This is a genomic window from Amycolatopsis sp. NPDC043889, assembly GCF_056435645.1.
The window spans coordinates 89,475-105,304 of record NZ_JBWKEC010000004.1; the positions used below are offsets into that span (position 1 = coordinate 89,475).

Below are 15,830 nucleotides of genomic sequence, written 5' to 3' on the forward strand. Positions count from 1 at the left end.
TGCCTTTTGACAAACCCAACCCCCTCCCCCTTGTTCGCGGGGGGGGGGGGGGGGGGGGGGGGGGGTTTTTGGGTCCCAACCAAAAACCCCCCCCCACGACCCACCTGGACCGGCCCGCCTTGCCTGGCCAACGCGTTTTAGAATACAGTCGTATCCGAACAGGGGGTACTGGGGTGGACGAAGTCGCACAGAAACGACGGTCGGAGGAGAATCAGCTCGCCGCCGCGCTGACCAAGGGGCCGGCGGAGGTTCTCGATTTCCTTCTGCCGTTGTGGGTGGGGAGTCAGCTCGGCGCGTCGGCCGCCGAGGTCGGGACGCTGACGGCGCTGGAGACACTGGTGTCGTTCGTGGTCCGGCCGATCGCGGGCGCGCTCGCGGACCGGTTCGACCGGGGCCGGATCGCGGCCGCCGGGGCGGTCCTCTATGGACTGTCCTTTGTGGTCTACGCGGTGGCGCCGGGCATCGGGGTCGCCTATCTGGCCGCGGTTCTCGGCGGCGCGGGCGGCGCGCTGTTCTGGGTCGCGTTGCGGGCCCGTGTGGGGGAGGGGCTCGCGAGGGACGACGGCGCGTTCAGCAAGTTGTTCGCGGCCGAGGGCGGTGGAACGTGGATCGCGTTCGTGGTCGCGCTGACGGCCATCGCCTGGATCGACTACCGGGGTGTGTTCTGGCTCGGCGCGGCGGCCTGCGCGGTGGCAGCGGTGGTCCTGCTGAACGCGAAGTCCGCGCCCGTGCGCGAAGAAGGCGCGCCGCGGCTGCTGCAACTGGGCAAGCGGATGCGGCCGATGCTCGCGCTCGTCGCGTTGACCGCGATGGCCGAGGCCGGGGTCGCCCTGTTGCTCCTGATGCATCTGCAACGCGGGCATCAGCTGCAGCTCGGCGAGATCGCCGCGGTGTTCATCCCCGGCTTCATCGTGTACAGCCTGCTGCCGGACTACCTGCACGGTTTCGTCCGCAAGGTCGGCCGGACGCGGGTGCTCGCGCTGGCGATGATGGCGAGCGCGGTCTTCGCCGCCGGGTTGTCCTTCGCGCCGAGCCCGGCGGTGCTCGCGATCATGTGGGTGCTGTCCGCGGCGGCGTTCGCGGCCGCCATCCCGGTGGAGCAGGCGGTGGTCGCCGAGGCGGCCGGGCTCAGTCTGGGCCGCGCGATGGGGATCTACGAGAGCGCGACGCTACTCGGAGCGACGATCGGCACCTTCGTGGCGGGTCAGCTCTACGGTTCAGACGCGGGATGGCGTGTCGCCTGCTTCGGCGCGGCGACGCTCCTGCTCTTCGGATCCTTCGTGGTTCGTGGTGCCGTACGGCGTGTCGGAGTTGCGGAGTTTCCCGTGGAACCACGAAAAACGGTGTCACAAAAGGAAAGTCCGGTCACCCGCACGGTCGAGGAGAGTCCGCAAGCGGCCGAATCGGTGACGGAGGAGCCGAACAAGCGCGCGAACCCGCTCCGGAACTGGGCGGTTCATGTCGGGGTCTACGTCGTCGCGCAGACGGCGCTGGCGTTCGCCGGCTACAGCTGGCCGGTCGAAGCCTTGTTCGGTGAAGCGCACGAAGCCGGCTGGTACTGGAACTCGAGTGGTCACTGGCTGTTGAACGTCGGCCGGATCTGGACCTTCGTCCTCGTGATCGACACCTTGTGGAGCGTCGGTCGCGAGGTACTGAGAAAGCGGCCTTATTGACAAGTTGTCTAACATGACATCATGTCTCATAAGTGGGTGACGGCCAGCGACGGTGTCCGCCTCTCGGTCCGGGTGACCGGCGTCGACGACGCGCCCACGGTGGTGCTCGTTCACGGCTACCCGGACAACGGCTCCATGTGGGACGGCATCGCCGCCCTGCTGGAACGCCGCTACCGGGTCGTCGTCTACGACGTCCGCGGCGCGGGCCGTTCGGACAAGCCTTCAGGACGCGGGTCCTACAAACTGGACCAGCTGTCCGATGACCTGGCCGCGGTCGTCGACGAGGTCCAGCCCGACGGCAAGGTCCACCTGCTCGCGCACGACTGGGGCTCCATCCAGACCTGGCATTCGGTCACCGGGGAACGGCTGCGCGGACGGCTGGCGTCCTTCACGTCGATCTCCGGCCCGAGCCTCGACCACGCGGGCGCGTGGTTCCGCGCGCAGCTGCGCCCGAACCCGAAACGGCTCAAGAACGCGCTCGTCCAGTGGGCGCATTCGACCTACATCCTCGGCTTCCAGATCCCGCTGATCCCGCAGGTGCTCTGGCGCACCGGCGCGATGGGCGCGCTCATCGGCCGGATGGACCCTGCGGCCGCGGCGCCGTCCACTTCGGACGGCCTGTACGGGCTCAACCTCTATCGCGCCAACATGTTCACCCGCCTTTCCCGGCCACGGCCGCGACCGGCCGAGATCCCGGTGCAGGTGCTCGCGCCCACCGGCGACAAGTTCGTCACCACGCCGTTGCAGACCGAGATCGAGCACTGGGCGCCGGACCTCCGGATCCGCCGGATCGCCGGCACGCACTGGGTGGTCCGTGAGAAGCCCCAGGTGATCGCCGACGCCACCGCCGAGCTGATCGACCACGTCGAAGGCGGCGAGGAGAGCCGTGCGCTCAAGCGTGCCCGGTCCGGCGGTTTCGCGCACAAGCTCGTCGTGGTCACCGGCGCCGGCAGCGGGATCGGCCGCGCGACCGCGCTCGCGTTCGCGGAGAAGGGCGCCGACCTGGTCATCACCGACATCAACGGCTCGGCCGCGGCGGATACCGCGAAACTCCTGCGGGACAAGGGCGCCACCGTTGGTGAATACACAGTGGACTCTTCCGACGCCGAGGCGGTCGAGAAGTTCGCCCAGCAGGTCAAGGAGGAGTTCGGGGTCCCGGACATCGTCGTCAACAACGCGGGGATCGGCCTGTCCGGCCCGTTCCTCGACACGACGGTCAAGGACTGGGAACGCCTCATCGACGTCAACCTGTGGGGCGTCATCCACGGCTGCCGCGTCTTCGCCGAGCAGATGCGCGAGCGGGCGGAAGGCGGACAGATCGTCAACGTCGCTTCGGCCGCCGCTTATCTGCCGTCGAAGATCCTGTCCGCCTACGCCACCACGAAATCCGCCGTGCTGACGTTGAGCGTCTGCCTGCGGGCCGAGCTCGCCGCCGAAAACATCGGCGTCACCGCGATCTGCCCCGGCATCGTGAACACGAACATCACCAGCACCACCCGTTTCGTCGGCGTCGACGAGATCGAGCAGAAGCGGCGCCAGAAGTCGAGCAGCAAGCTGTACGCGAAACGCGGTTTCGGCCCGGAGAAGGTCGCGCGCGACATCCTGCGCGCGGTCGATAAGGACAAGGCGATCCAGCCGTCGACGCCGGAGGCCAAGGCCGCGCTCGTCCTCTCCCGGCTCACCCCCGGACTGCTGCGGGCCGCGGCGAAACTGGACGTCACCCCGTGACCAGACGCCCTCGCCGGATGTCGCCGGAAGCGCGCCGCGAGGACCTGATCCGCGCCGCGCTGGACCTGTTCGGTTCGCGCGCGCCCGAACTCGTCACGGTCGACGACATCATCGCCCGCGCCGAGGTTTCGCGGCCGCTGTTCTACCGGTACTTCTCCAGCCTGCGGGAACTGCAGGTCGAGGCGTTGAAGACGGTCACCGAAGGTCTTATCGACGGCTTGGCCGGGCTTGAGGAAGGCCCGCCCGAAACCCGGCTGCGGGCCGCGGTGCGCGGGCTGATCGACGTCGCCGATCACTACCGAGCGGGTTATGTCGCGCTGTTGCGCAGTGGTTCGGTGATCGCGACCTCGGAGACGGACGCGGCGATCGACGAGGTCCGCAACCGCGCGGTCGAGCTCATCCTCGACGCGCTGGCCGTACCGGAACCCTCGCCGATGCTCCTGCTGACGTTGCGCTGCTGGACCGCGGTGGTGGAGGGCTCGCTGCTGAGCTGGCTGCAGGAGCGGGCCGTACCGCGCGAGGTGCTGGACGGCTGGCTGGTCGATCAGCTCACGGCCATGCTGTCGGCGACCGCGGCCCACGATTCTTCGGTCCCGCAGATGCCAGGAAAGGTCCTTTCCTGGCAAAATTTGCAAGGAAAGGACCTTTCATAGCGCGCGTCAGGACTGCTTGACCACCAGGTCCCAGCCTTCGACGTCCTCCGGCTTGCGCGGCTCCGGCCCGACGTACTTGGCCGACGGCCGCACCAGGCGCCCGGTCTTCTTCTGCTCCAGGATGTGCGCGGCCCAGCCGGCGGTGCGCGCCGAGCTGAACATCGCGGGCATCATATGCGGCGGTACCTGGGCGAAGTCCAGGATCACGGCCGCCCAGAACTCGACGTTGGTCTCGATCGGGTGGTCCGGACGCCGCTCACGCAGCTCCTTCAGCGCCACCTGCTCCAGCTCCGCGGCAGCCTCGTAGCGCGACGCGCCGAGTTCCTGGCAGGTCCGGCGCAGCACGCGCGCCCGCGGGTCCTCCGCGCGGTACACGCGGTGCCCGAAGCCCATCATCCGTTCCTTGCGGTCCAGGATGCCCTTGACCAGGCCGACCGCGTCACCGGTCTTCTCGACCTCTTCGATCATCGGCAGCACCCGCGCCGGCGCGCCACCGTGCAGCGGGCCGGACATGGCGCCGATCGCGCCGGACAGCGCCGCGGCGACGTCGGCGCCGGTCGAGGCGATGACCCTGGCCGTGAAGGTGGAGGCATTGAGGCCGTGTTCGGCGGCCGAGACCCAGTAGGCGTCGATGGCCTTGACGTGGGCCGGGTCGGGCTCGCCGCGCCAGCGGACCATGAACCGCTCGGTGATCGACTTCGCCTCGTCGACCCGGGTCTGCGGGACGGCGGGCTGCCCGATGCCGCGAGCGGACTGGGCGACGTACGAAAGCGCCATCACCGAGGCGCGGGCCAGCTGGTCACGCGCTTCGTCGTCGGTGATGTCGAGCAGCGGCCGGTAGCCCCAGATGGGGGCGAGCATGGCCAGCGCGGCCTGGACGTCGACGCGGACGTCGCCGGTGTGCACCGGCAGCGGGAACGGCTCGGCGGGCGGTAGCCCGTGGCCGAAGCGGCTGTCGACGAGAAGACCCCAGACGTCGCCGAAGGTCACCTTGCCGGCGAGATCCTCGATGTCGACACCTCGATAGCGCAGCGCGCCACCGTCACGGTCGGGCTCGGCGATTTCGGTCTTGAAGGCGACCACACCTTCGAGACCCGGTCGGAAACCGTCGTCGACCTGGTCGGACGGCTTGGTGCTGATCGTGGAGGTACTCACTGTGGTGAAACCTTTCGATGCGCATTCCCCGGCTTTGTGTTTCATGCGTGGACGGGATGCACGCAGCGAAGGCGCGCCTCATCGCACGGATGGACAAACTTTGCTCCACGTCGCGGCCCGGGGCAATCGAAAGATGTGGTGCTTTCGGTCACGATTACGAGAACGATTCAGTGAAATCGGGCCTCGTACGCGAAGAGTTACGGTGTCGTTCACTTTCCGTGTACCGGACGCCGACGTAAATCCTGTGTTTCGAGAACCGGCGGCGGGCGGTTTCCGGTGATAGACCTTTCCCATGCACCTGAGCCCCCAGGAGCGGGACAAACTGCTCATCCACGTCGCGGCGGACGTGGCTCGCAAACGCCTGGAACGCGGGATCCTGCTGAATTACCCCGAAGCGGTCGCGCTGATCACCGACCACGTCGTCGAAGGTGCCCGTGACGGCCGGACGGTGAGCGAACTCGTCGCGAGCGGCCGCTCGGTGCTCTCCAGGGCGCAGGTGCTGGACGGAGTACCGGAGATGGTCGTTTCCGTGCAGGTCGAAGCCACTTTCCCGGACGGCACGAAGCTCGTCACCGTGCACGACCCGATCGTTTAGGGAGGGCCGCGAGTGCGACCAGGGGAGATCATCACCGGCGAGGTGCCGGTCGAGCTGAACCCGGGCAGGCCGCGGGTCCGGCTGCTCGTGCGGAACCTCGGCGACCGGCCCGTCCAGGTCGGATCGCACTACCATTTCGCGGCGGTGAATCCGGGGCTCGAATTCGATCGCGAAGCCGCGCGAGGACATCGTCTCGACGTGCCCGCGGGGACATCGGTGCGGTTCGAGCCGGGCGTCGAACGCGAAGTCGACCTCGTCCCGCTGGCCGGGAACCGCGCGGTGCCCGGATTGCGGATGGAGTCCTGATGCCGTCGATCGATCGCGAGCGGTACGCCGAACTGTTCGGCCCGACGACCGGCGACCGGATCCGCCTCGCGGACACCGATCTGCTGATCGAAGTCACCGAAGACCGCAGTATGGGTCCGTCCGGCAGCGGCGACGAAGTGCTGTTCGGCGGCGGCAAGGTCATCCGCGAATCCATGGGCCAGGGGATGGCGACCCGGGCCGAAGGCGCGCCGGATCTGATCATCACCGGCGCCGTGATCCTGGACCACTGGGGGATCGTCAAGGCCGACGTCGGCGTCCGCGACGGCCGGATCGTCGGGATCGGCAAAGCGGGCAACCCGGACACCATGGACGGTGTGGACCCGGCGCTGGTCGTCGGCCCGTCCACGGAGGTGCTGTCCGGCAACGGGAAGATCCTCACCGCGGGCGGGATCGACTGCCACGTCCACTTCATCTGCCCGCAGCTGACCGAGACCGCGCTGGCGTCCGGCCTCACCACCCTCGTGGGCGGCGGGACCGGTCCGGTCGAGGGCAGCAAGGCCACCACCGTCACGCCCGGCGCGTGGAACCTCGGCCGGATGCTGCAGGCGATGGACGGCCAGCCGGTCAACGTCCTGTTGCTGGGCAAGGGGAACACCGTCCGGCACGAGGCGCTGCGGGAACAGCTCGCCGCCGGCGCGGGCGGGTTCAAACTGCACGAGGACTGGGGCAGCACCCCGGCCGCGATCGACGCCTGCCTGACCGTGGCCGACGAATCCGGGGTCCAGGTGGCGATCCACACCGACACCCTGAACGAAGCGGGCTTCCTGGAGTCCACAGTGGACGCCGTCCGCGACCGCTCGATCAACGCGTACCACACCGAAGGCGCGGGCGGCGGGCACGCGCCGGACATCATCCAGGTCGCCGGGCTGCCCAATATCCTGCCGTCGTCGACGAACCCGACCCGGCCGCACACCGCGAACACCCTCGACGAGCACCTGGACATGCTCGTCGTCTGCCACCACCTGAACCCGTCGGTACCCGAGGACCTGGCGTTCGCCGAAAGCCGGATCCGGCCGACGACCATCGCGGCCGAGGACGTCCTGCACGATCTCGGCGCGATCTCCATGATGAGCTCGGATTCGCAGGCGATGGGCCGCATCGGCGAGGTGATCATCCGGACCTGGCAGACCGCGCACGTGATGAAACGGCGGCGCGGCGCCCTGCCCGGCGACGGCGCGGCCGACAACCTGCGGGCTCGTCGCTATGTCGCCAAATACACGATCAATCCCGCGATCGCGCACGGCATGGACCACGAGATCGGCTCGGTGGAGGTCGGGAAACTCGCGGATCTCGTGCTGTGGGAGCCGAAGTTCTTCGGTGTCCGGCCGCAGGTGGTGCTCAAGGGCGGATTCCCGGCGTGGGCGGCGATGGGCGACGCGAACGCGTCCATCCCGACACCGCAGCCGGTGTTGGCGCGGCCGATGTTCGGCGCGGCCCCGGTGGTCGCCGCCGCGAGCAGCTTCCATTTCGTGGCGCCGGAAGCGCTGGAAAGCGGGGTGGCGGAACGGTTCGGCATCGCGCGGAAGCTCGTGCCGATTTCGGACACGCGCTCGCGGGGCAAGGCCGACATGGTGCTCAACGACGCGACGCCGGACATCCGGGTGGAGCCGGACAGCTTCGCCGTGCACGTCGACGGCGAGCTGATCGAGCCCCGGCCGGTGACCGAACTGCCCATGGCGCAACGATACTTCTTGTTCTGATGGATCTTTCAGCGATCATTTTGGCCGACTCCCGGTTCCCCGGGGGCGGGCACGTCCATTCCGGCGGGCTCGAAGAGGCCGTCACCCGGAAACTGATCACGCACGAGCGCGACCTGCCGGGGTTCCTCTCCGGGCGCTTGCGCACGGCCGGTTCGCTGGCCGCGGTGTTCGCCGCCGCGGCGGCGCACGCGGCGGCGCGGAACGTCCGGAGTGGACACTGGCGGCGGCTCGACATCGAGCTCGACGCCAGGACGCCTTCGCTCGCGCAGCGGGAGGCGTCGCGCGCGCAAGGCCGCGGGACGGCCAGGGCGGGCAAGGTGGCGTGGCCGTCGCCGATGCTTTCGCGGCTGTTGAAGGAAACCCCGCGACCGCATCACCCGGTGGTGGCCGGTGCGCTGATCGGGGTGCCCTTCGACGCCGCGATGGCGGTGGCGTACCTCGCGATCAGCGGACCCGCGAGCGCGGCCGTGCGGCTGCTCGGTCTCGACCCGTTCGCCGTCAACGCGGTCGTGGCCGGTCTCGCGAAGGAGGTCCGGGACGTTTCCCTGCGCGCGGCCGAGGTCGCGGGCGACGATCCGGCCGATCTCCCGGCGCCGGGTTCACCGGCGCTCGATCTGTTCGCCGAGGCACACGCCCGGCACCACAAGGAAGAGGTGCGTCTCTTTGCCAGCTGAGCATGGTCACGGTCACGGACATGTGCATCCGGTCAACTTCGACCCGACCGCCGCGGAACCCGACCACTACGAGCAGGCGCCGACCGCGGGGCGCGCGTACCGGATCGGGATCGGCGGGCCGGTGGGGAGCGGGAAGACCGCGCTCACCGCGGCGTTGTGCCGGGCGCTCGGCGACGAGGTGAACCTCGCCGTCGTCACGAACGACATCTACACCACCGAAGACGCCGACTTCCTGCGCAAGGCCGGGGTGCTCGACCCGGAGCGGATCGAGGCCGTGCAGACAGGCGCGTGCCCGCACACCGCGATCCGTGACGACATCACCGCGAACCTCGACGCGGTCGAACGGCTGGAGGAGCGGTTCCCCGGGCTGGACCTGGTGATCATCGAAAGCGGCGGGGACAACCTCACCGCGGTGTTCAGCCGGGGACTCGCCGACAGCCAGGTGTTCGTGGTCGACGTCGCCGGTGGCGACAAGGTGCCGCGCAAGGGCGGGCCGGGCGTGACGACGGCGGATCTGCTGGTGATCAACAAGATCGACATCGCGCATCTGGTCGGCGCGGACATGGACGTGATGACCTCGGACGCGCACCGGATGCGGGGCGAGCTGCCGGTGATCACGCAGTCCCTTGTGGACACCCCGAACGCGCCGGCGGTGGCGGACTGGGTCCGCTCGCTGCTCCCGGTCCGCGCGGGGTGAAGGCGCACGCGCGGCTGACCGCCCGCTTCGAGGGCGGCCGGACCGTACTGCGTGAGCTGCGCTCGATGGCGCCGCTCACGCTGCTTCCCAAACGGGGCACCGGTGCGACGGCGGTGGTGCACCTGGTCAATTCGGCGACTTCGCCCTTGGGTGGCGACGAGCTGAAGCTGACGATCCGCGTCGGTGCCGGGGCTTCGCTGCGGCTTTCCGGTGTCGCGGCGACCATCGCGTTGCCGGGACCGCACGGTGAGGCGAGTTCGTCCCTTGTGGACGTTGCCGTGGACGACGGTGGGTCTTTGGAGTACTTGCCGGAGCCGACCGTGGTGACCGCTCGCGCGCGGCACACCGCCGTGTTCCTGGCCTCGTTGGCGTCGGAGGCCTACCTGCACACGCGCGAGGTGCTGGTGCTCGGGCGGGCGGGTGAACGGCCGGGTTCTTTGGTGACCACGCAGCACGTGACGCGAGGTGAAATACCAGTGCTGCGGCAGACGCTGGAGATTGGCGATTCCACTTTGGACTCCAGCCTGGCGCACCTGGCCGGGCGCCGGGTACTGGCGACCGATCTGGTCGTGGGCGGACCGGTGCTGCGTGCCGCCTCGGGGGAGTGGTGGTCGCGAACGCCTTTGGCCGCGGGTGGAACGCTCACGACATCGCTGGCGCCGGACGCCGTGACCGCGCTCCGGGGGTTCGAATGTCCGTGAAGGCCTCCTTCCCTACCCTGAAAGTAGTGAAGGAGGCCTTCACGGACCGACTCCCCGTCAGAACTTCGTGCCCAGCCAGGTCATCGCGACCGGACCGCCCGCCGCGACGCCACCGATGTGTTCCAGCAGCGGGAACTCCTGCCAGGTGACGTCGGCGCCGAGGGCGCGGTAGCGGTCGAGCAGGCCCTTGCCGACCGAAAGCGGGATCAGTTCGTCCAGCGACGCGTGGTACAGGAAGACCGGCGCGCCGGGTTTGGTCTTGCCCGCCAGGTTCTCGCCGAGCCGGGCCTGCCAGCGCGGGTCCGACGACACGTTCGGCACGGTCGTGAAGTCGTTGAGCCGCGCGAAAGGCGCCGCCGCGCCGAGTTCGACGGTGCACGCTTCCTTGACCTTCGCGACGGCCCTCTCGCCCTTCGCGTTGAGCACCTCGGTGAACGGCAGTTCCGGATACGCGGTCGCGTAGCCGACGGCGGCACCGAGCACCAGGCCGAACGCCGGCCCGCCGTCGTTGAACTTCAGGACCGCGTTCAGATCCGCCGGGACACCGCCTTCCGCGACGCCGACCAGGTTGACGTCGGGCGCGTAGGACGGCTGGAGTTCACCGGCGAAAGCCGCGGCCTGACCGCCTTGTGAGTAACCGAAAACGCCGACCGGACCGGTTTTGGAGAGGCCCGCTTCAGGGACACGGGAGGCGGCGCGGGCGGCGTCGAGGACGGCCCGGCCTTCGGACTGGCCGACGGCGTAGGTGTGCGTGCCCGGGGTGCCGAGGCCCTCGTAGTCGGTCACGACGACCGCCCAGCCGCGCGAAAGCGCTTGGCTCATCAGGAGGACTTCGTTCTCGGACCCGTTCGTCAGCCGGGTCGACGGCGCGCAGCGGTCGCCGAGGCCGTGGGTGCCGACGGCGTAGCTGACCAGAGGGCGGGCGCCTTTCGTCCACGGCGTGTGCGGGACCAGCAGGATGCCCGACACGGTGTTCGGCTGCCCCGTCGCCGAGGTGGAGCGGTAGTGGAGTTTCCAGGCCTTCGCCGGGGCGGTGGCGATGACCTGCTTGTAGTCGACCAAGTCCCCGGGAGCGCTCGGCGCGGCTTGCGCGGCGGGCGCGCCGATCAGGGTGGCTGCGAGGGCTGAGACCAGAACTGTCCGAAGCACCGTTGCCTCCAGTTTGGTAATTGAGATTTTCGCAATGTAGGCGGTGTTGCTAGCATCTGGCAATCCCTGTTACCGAATCGGGGGAGGTCGAGTGGCCCGCACCTACGGCGGGGTCGCGCCCGAGCAACGGCGCGCCGAGCGGCGTGAACGCCTGCTCTCGGCTGCCCTGGACCTGTTCACCTCGACGGGTTACCGGCAGGCGAAGATCACCGAGTTGTGCACCCGCGCCGGCGTCTCGACGCGGAACTTCTACGAGGAGTTCGAGGGCAAGGAGCAGGTGCTGCTCACCCTGCACGAGCGCATCAACGCGCTCGCGCTGGAGCACGTCACCGGCACCCTGGAACGGCTGGAGGGCGCCGACGCGGTCACCCGGATCGGGACGCTGCTGGACGTCTTCGTCAGCACGGTGACGTCGGATCCCCGGATGCCGAGGCTGAACTACGTCGAGGCCGTCGGCGTGAGTGCCGCTTTGGAGGCGCAGCACCAGGAATGGGTCGACCGGTGGGCCGCGTTCATCGAAACCGAGGCCCGGCACGCCGCCGCGCACGGGGTGGCGCCGGATCGCGATTACCGCCTGACGGCGATCGCGCTCGTCGGCGCGGCGACCGGTCTGCTGCGCGAGTGGCAGGCGCACACCCCGCCGCTGCCGGTCGCCGACGTCGCCGCCGAACTCCGGGCCCTGATGCTCGCCGCGATCACCCGGCCCGGCTGACCCCGCGTTCAGTCCTCTGAATGCGGTCCTTGCACACGCAAGTACCGCATTCAGAGGACTAAATGCATCAGGAGGCGGCGGACGCCCGCCGGAAGGTGTTGTGCAGGACGGCCAGCAGTGCGTCGCGGACCGAAAGCCGAGCTCGTGCGTCGAAGGTGATCAGCGGGACGTCCTCGCCCACCGCGAGGGCCCAGCGCACGTCTTCGAGGTCGTGCTTGAGCGAGCCGTCGAAGACGTTCACCCCGACCACGAACGGCAATCCCGCCTTCTCGAAGTAGTCGACGGCCGGATAGCAGTCGTCGAGCCGCCGGGTGTCGACGATGACGAGCGCGCCGAGCGCGCCCAGCACCAGGTCGTGCCACATGAACCCGAACCGGTCCTGTCCCGGCGTGCCGAAGAGGTACAGCTTCACCTCTTCGTCGATGGTGATGCAGCCGAAGTCCAGCGCCACCGTGGTGGTGGTCTTCGACGGCACCTCCCCGCCGGAGCCGTCGACGGCCGCGCCCGCCGAGGTCATGGCGGCCTCGGTGGTCAGCGGTTTGATCTCGGAGATCGCGCCGACGGTGGTCGTCTTGCCGACCCCGAACCCGCCCGCGATGACGATCTTGACCGGTGTCGGCGGCTTGGCGGGCGCCGGTTCAGCGAATTGCTTCGAGTCCACGAATGACCCTTTCGATCATGCCGAGGTCCTGGGTGAAGGCTCCGGCGGGGCGACGGAGCACGACGTAGCCGAGTGCGGCGAGATCCGCCACGAGCACCCTGGCCACGCCGATGTGCAGGCCGAGCATCGCCGCCACTTCGGCGACGGATTTCGTTTCCCGGCAAAGGGAAACGATCTCCCGTCGTTCGAAGGTCAGCCTCGCGTGCGAAGCCGCGCCGAGCCTGCTCGTGAGCACTTGAGCCTCGATTTCGAGCGTGCCGTCCACCGGCTGCGCGCGGCCGGCGGTGAGCAGATACGGGCGTAGCGGCGAGATGCCCTGTTCGGCGCCCCGCGGCTGAGGTACCTGGTCGTCGCTCATTCCCTTGTCCCCTCGTCAGTTCAGCTGCCGACGCTCTTCTTGAGTTCCTCGATCAGCGCGGGGGTGAGCACCTCGGTCGCGCGGTTGGCGAACATCGCCATCTCGTAGGCGATCGTGCCGAGGCTGGCCTGCTTGGTGGCGAGCACGCCGAGCGAGCACCCGATGCTGATCGTGCAGACCAGCAGGTAGCCCTGCTCCAGCTCGATGATGATCTTGTCGGGTGAGCCGAGCGGGTGGCTCTCGGAGACGCCGTGCGCGAGGCCGAGCATCGCCGAGCAGATCGCGGCCAGCCGGTCGGCGTTGGCCCGCTCCAGCTCGGACGACATCGCGATCAGCAGGCCGTCGGCCGAGACGGCGATCGCGCCCATCGCGCTCGCCGTGTTCTGCGCGAAGCGCGTCACCAACCAGTTGAAGTTCCGGGCTTCGACGCTGACTCCGGTCGTCATCTCTTGCTCTTCTCTCTCTGTTGCATCTCCGGGTTGACGGCTTTCTCCAACCCGTCACTGAAGGCGTCGAACGCGGCACGCTCGGCCTCGGGGTCACGCATGCCCTTGGGCTTGGTGGTGTTCAGCGCCGCCCGCGCGGTCTGGTGCCGCGCGGCCGGACCTTTCGCGAGCCCCGGCGCCAGTTGCGCGCCGGGGACCCTTCTGGTGAGACCGCCGCGCGAGGCGGCGGGCACCGGTGTCGGGGTCGGCATCGGCGCCGGGGCGGCCGCCGGCGGCGCGGTGGCCTTCGCGAGCCCGGCCTCGAAGCCGTCGAAGGCCGCCTTGGCCGCTTCTGGATCATGCCTGGACTTCTGCCGCGAAGGCGCTTCGGGGGCTCCGGGGAGCTGCGCGCCCTTGACCCGCCGCCGCAGCCCGCCGCGAGTCTCGCCGGGATCGGCCGCGGTGAGCGTCGGCGCGGGCGCCTGGTACACGGGCGCAGGTTCGGTCACCGGCACCGGAGCCGGCGCGGGTTCGGCGATCTCCCCGTCGGTCTTGCGGAACCACCGGAAGTCCCTGGGCCGCTGACCGTCGCGCGGGATCATCCCGGCGATCGCCAGCGTCGGCGGCTCGCTCGGAGCCGCCTTCTGCCGCGGCTCGGGCTCTTCACTCGGTTCCGCCGTCGGCCACACCGGCGGCGTGGGGACGGACTTCGGTGTGGGTGGCCGGTAGGTCAGCAGGTTCGGCGGGACGGTGAGCCGCGCGGTGATCCCCGCTCCCGGCTCGGTCTCGGTCAGCTCGACCTTGAGCCCGTGCCGCCGCGCGAGCCGTCCGACCACGAACAGCCCGAGCACACTGGTCGGCGCCAGTTCGAGCCGTTCGCGTTCGACCAGCCGCCGGTTCTCCTCGGCGAGCCGTTCCGCGGTCATGCCGATGCCCTGATCCACGATCACGATCAGGCAGGAGCCGTCGGGCAGGATCTTCGTTCCGACATCCACAAAGGACTCCGGTGGCGAGAACGACGTGGCGTTCTCCAGCAGCTCGGCGAAGATCAGCACCAGATCGGAGCCGAAGGGCGACGACAACAGGACGTCGCCCATCGAACCGAGCCGCACGCGCTGGTAGTCCTCGATCTCCGCGAGCGCCGAACGCAGCGCCGTCGACAGCTCGATCGGACCGGAAATCCTTGCCTCGTCACGGTTCCCCGACACGACGAGGAGGTTGTCCGCGTTCCGGCGCAGCCGGGTGGAGAGATGGTCGAGCCGGTAGAGGCTGGCCAGCAGGGCGACGTCTTGCTCGTTGCGCTCCAGTTCGTCGACCAGCGCGAGCTGCCTGCCCACCAGGTTCTGCGTGCGCTTCGCGACGTTGGCGAACATGAGGCCGACGTTGCGCCGCGTGACGGCCTGCCGTTCCACCAGTTCGGCCGCGGTGGCCTGAACCCGGTTGAACGCCTCGGCCAGTTTGCCGAGTTCGTCCTGTGAGGACACGTCGATGGTGGCGAGCCGCGGCGCGAGTTCTTCGGCCTGCTCGGTGTCGGTGACGCGGACCAGTTCGGTGCTCGCGAGGTCCGCGACCGACGTCGCCGCCGTGGTCAGCTTCCGCAGCGGATCCGCGATCGACCGGCTGACCGCGATCGCGAGACCACCGACCAGCAGGAACAGCACCCCGGCGCCGATACCGATCGTCCACGCCAGGTTCTGCGCCGCGTCGGCTCGCGCGGTCGCCGCGTCGGTGATGCCGGTGGTGACCGCGTCCTGGGCGAGGCGCCGCTGGTTCGACTGGGCGTCGACGGCGCCGAGGATGTCCGGCAGCAGGCTCTGCACGGCCTGCGGGCCGCGGGCCTCCGGGAGCCTGGCTTCCAGCGCGTCGACCCGGCGGCCCGTCTCGCCCTGCTCCACCGCGACGACCTGCGTGGCCTGGGCGACGTCGGCCTGCTGCACGAACCGTTCGAGGAACAGCGACGACTGCTGTTTCGCGTCGGCCAGCACCGGCGTGCCCGATTGGGGGGTGACCAGCACGATGATCAAGGCCATACCGCGCAACGAGTTCTCCTCGTTCGCGCGCAGCAGCGCGTCGAGCGCGGTCAGCTGCCGGGTGCCTTCCGCGTCACTGGTCTGCTGCGGAACCAGGCGGAGCGAGTTGATGACCGCGTCGATCACCGCGTGATACGTCCGCGCCACGCTGTCGAGTGAGGCGCCGCGCCGGAGCGCGTTCTCCCGGATCTCGTTCAGCGATCCGATGCGCACCAGCGCCGCCGCGAGTTCTTCCGGCGCGTCGGCGCTCAGCTGCGAACGCACCTGGTTCACCGTGTCCGCGACGACGGTCTGCTGCTTCAGCATCGCCGAACTGCTCGCCGACGAAGACGCGATGTAGTGCGCCGTCAGCAGCCGTTCCCGCTGCAGTTCCCAGGCGAGCGTGCCGAGCGCGCGGGCCTGCGACGCGACGTCGGCGGTGATGCGGGCGGACCGGGCGTCGTCGATCTCCCCGGCGACGTAAGGCACCGACACCAGGACCACGGCGGTCAGCGGCAGCATCAGGAGCAGGTTGAGCTTGCCCCGGATGCCGAGCCTGCCGAGCAATCCGGACCGCGACCCGCGTTCGGGCCGGGTCTTCTCGTGCCTCATG

Annotated in this window: 16 protein-coding genes; 10 read left to right on the forward strand and 6 right to left on the reverse strand. The window is 69.4% G+C overall.

Annotated elements, in window-relative coordinates; translation table 11 throughout:
- The first annotated feature begins 173 nt into the window (after positions 1-173).
- Genes AC0685_RS10650 through AC0685_RS10660 form a run of 3 tightly spaced genes read left to right on the forward strand, consistent with a single transcriptional unit; the run spans position 174 to position 4,054 of the window.
- On the forward strand, positions 174-1,673 hold the full coding sequence (locus AC0685_RS10650) for an MFS transporter (RefSeq protein WP_478225307.1): 1,500 nt from the start codon (positions 174-176) through the stop codon (positions 1,671-1,673).
- Between the two features lie 36 nt (positions 1,674-1,709).
- Entirely contained in the window at positions 1,710-3,401 is a 1,692-nt protein-coding gene (locus tag AC0685_RS10655; RefSeq protein ID WP_478225540.1) for an SDR family oxidoreductase, read from the forward strand.
- Between the two features lie 17 nt (positions 3,402-3,418).
- A complete protein-coding gene (locus tag AC0685_RS10660; protein ID WP_478225541.1) occupies positions 3,419-4,054 on the forward strand; it encodes a TetR/AcrR family transcriptional regulator in 636 nt (211 codons plus the stop codon).
- Positions 4,055-4,060: 6 nt separating this feature from the next.
- Here AC0685_RS10660 and AC0685_RS10665 read toward each other — a convergent pair whose 3' ends face one another.
- Entirely contained in the window at positions 4,061-5,209 is a 1,149-nt protein-coding gene (locus AC0685_RS10665; protein ID WP_465529512.1) for a citrate synthase 2, read from the reverse strand.
- A gap of 292 nt (positions 5,210-5,501) precedes the next feature.
- On the opposite strand from AC0685_RS10665, the gene AC0685_RS10670 reads away from it, so the two are divergent.
- The 6 genes from AC0685_RS10670 to AC0685_RS10695 are packed head-to-tail and all read left to right on the forward strand — an operon-like array spanning position 5,502 to position 9,903.
- Complete coding sequence (locus AC0685_RS10670) at positions 5,502-5,804, forward strand: urease subunit gamma (RefSeq protein ID WP_478225308.1); 303 nt, start codon at positions 5,502-5,504, stop codon at positions 5,802-5,804.
- A gap of 12 nt (positions 5,805-5,816) precedes the next feature.
- On the forward strand, positions 5,817-6,110 hold the full coding sequence (locus AC0685_RS10675; RefSeq protein WP_478225309.1) for an urease subunit beta: 294 nt from the start codon (positions 5,817-5,819) through the stop codon (positions 6,108-6,110).
- Complete coding sequence (locus AC0685_RS10680) at positions 6,110-7,831, forward strand: urease subunit alpha (protein WP_478225310.1); 1,722 nt, start codon at positions 6,110-6,112, stop codon at positions 7,829-7,831. The genes AC0685_RS10675 and AC0685_RS10680 overlap by 1 nt, the downstream gene beginning before the upstream one ends.
- Positions 7,831-8,505 carry an urease accessory protein UreF gene (locus AC0685_RS10685; protein ID WP_478225311.1) on the forward strand — a complete coding sequence of 225 codons (675 nt, stop codon included), beginning with the start codon at positions 7,831-7,833 and terminating at the stop codon, positions 8,503-8,505. The genes AC0685_RS10680 and AC0685_RS10685 overlap by 1 nt, the downstream gene beginning before the upstream one ends.
- A complete protein-coding gene (ureG, locus tag AC0685_RS10690) occupies positions 8,495-9,202 on the forward strand; it encodes an urease accessory protein UreG (protein WP_037348019.1) in 708 nt (235 codons plus the stop codon). Before AC0685_RS10685 ends, ureG begins: the two co-directional genes overlap by 11 nt.
- The gene (locus AC0685_RS10695; RefSeq protein WP_478225312.1) at positions 9,199-9,903 is read left to right on the forward strand and encodes an urease accessory protein UreD; all 705 of its coding nucleotides are present in this window, start codon (positions 9,199-9,201) and stop codon (positions 9,901-9,903) included. The genes ureG and AC0685_RS10695 overlap by 4 nt, the downstream gene beginning before the upstream one ends.
- Positions 9,904-9,960: 57 nt before the next feature.
- Here the strand turns inward: AC0685_RS10695 and AC0685_RS10700 are convergent, their stop codons facing one another.
- Positions 9,961-11,052 (reverse strand): lipase family protein, encoded by a 1,092-nt coding sequence (locus AC0685_RS10700; RefSeq protein WP_478225313.1) that lies wholly within the window; start codon positions 11,050-11,052, stop codon positions 9,961-9,963.
- 91 nt (positions 11,053-11,143) lie between these two features.
- Between AC0685_RS10700 and AC0685_RS10705 the strand changes: the two genes are divergently transcribed.
- Entirely contained in the window at positions 11,144-11,764 is a 621-nt protein-coding gene (locus AC0685_RS10705) for a TetR/AcrR family transcriptional regulator (protein WP_478225314.1), read from the forward strand.
- Positions 11,765-11,831: 67 nt separating this feature from the next.
- Here AC0685_RS10705 and AC0685_RS10710 read toward each other — a convergent pair whose 3' ends face one another.
- Genes AC0685_RS10710 through AC0685_RS10725 form a run of 4 tightly spaced genes read right to left on the reverse strand, consistent with a single transcriptional unit; the run spans position 11,832 to position 15,829 of the window.
- On the reverse strand, positions 11,832-12,425 hold the full coding sequence (locus AC0685_RS10710; RefSeq protein WP_340686621.1) for a GTP-binding protein: 594 nt from the start codon (positions 12,423-12,425) through the stop codon (positions 11,832-11,834).
- Positions 12,403-12,783 (reverse strand): DUF742 domain-containing protein, encoded by a 381-nt coding sequence (locus AC0685_RS10715; RefSeq protein WP_034308529.1) that lies wholly within the window; start codon positions 12,781-12,783, stop codon positions 12,403-12,405. The genes AC0685_RS10710 and AC0685_RS10715 overlap by 23 nt, the downstream gene beginning before the upstream one ends.
- A gap of 20 nt (positions 12,784-12,803) precedes the next feature.
- Entirely contained in the window at positions 12,804-13,229 is a 426-nt protein-coding gene (locus AC0685_RS10720; RefSeq protein WP_005156032.1) for a roadblock/LC7 domain-containing protein, read from the reverse strand.
- Positions 13,226-15,829, reverse strand: a complete 2,604-nt coding sequence (locus tag AC0685_RS10725) for a sensor histidine kinase (RefSeq protein WP_478225542.1) — start codon at positions 15,827-15,829, stop codon at positions 13,226-13,228. Before AC0685_RS10725 ends, AC0685_RS10720 begins: the two co-directional genes overlap by 4 nt.
- Position 15,830 lies beyond the last annotated feature (1 nt).

What these genes read in the sequence shown, in the direction of transcription:
- AC0685_RS10660 (WP_478225541.1), top strand. Translation starts at nt 3,419, where the DNA reads ATGTCGCCGGAAGCGCGCCGCGAGGACCTGATCCGCGCCGCGCTGGAC.
- AC0685_RS10670 (WP_478225308.1), top strand. Translation starts at nt 5,502, where the DNA reads ATGCACCTGAGCCCCCAGGAGCGGGACAAACTGCTCATCCACGTCGCG.
- AC0685_RS10680 (WP_478225310.1), top strand. Translation starts at nt 6,110, where the DNA reads ATGCCGTCGATCGATCGCGAGCGGTACGCCGAACTGTTCGGCCCGACG.
- AC0685_RS10685 (WP_478225311.1), top strand. Translation starts at nt 7,831, where the DNA reads ATGGATCTTTCAGCGATCATTTTGGCCGACTCCCGGTTCCCCGGGGGC.
- AC0685_RS10715 (WP_034308529.1), bottom strand. Translation starts at nt 12,783, where the DNA reads ATGAGCGACGACCAGGTACCTCAGCCGCGGGGCGCCGAACAGGGCATC.
- AC0685_RS10720 (WP_005156032.1), bottom strand. Translation starts at nt 13,229, where the DNA reads ATGACGACCGGAGTCAGCGTCGAAGCCCGGAACTTCAACTGGTTGGTG.
- AC0685_RS10725 (WP_478225542.1), bottom strand. Translation starts at nt 15,829, where the DNA reads ATGAGGCACGAGAAGACCCGGCCCGAACGCGGGTCGCGGTCCGGATTG.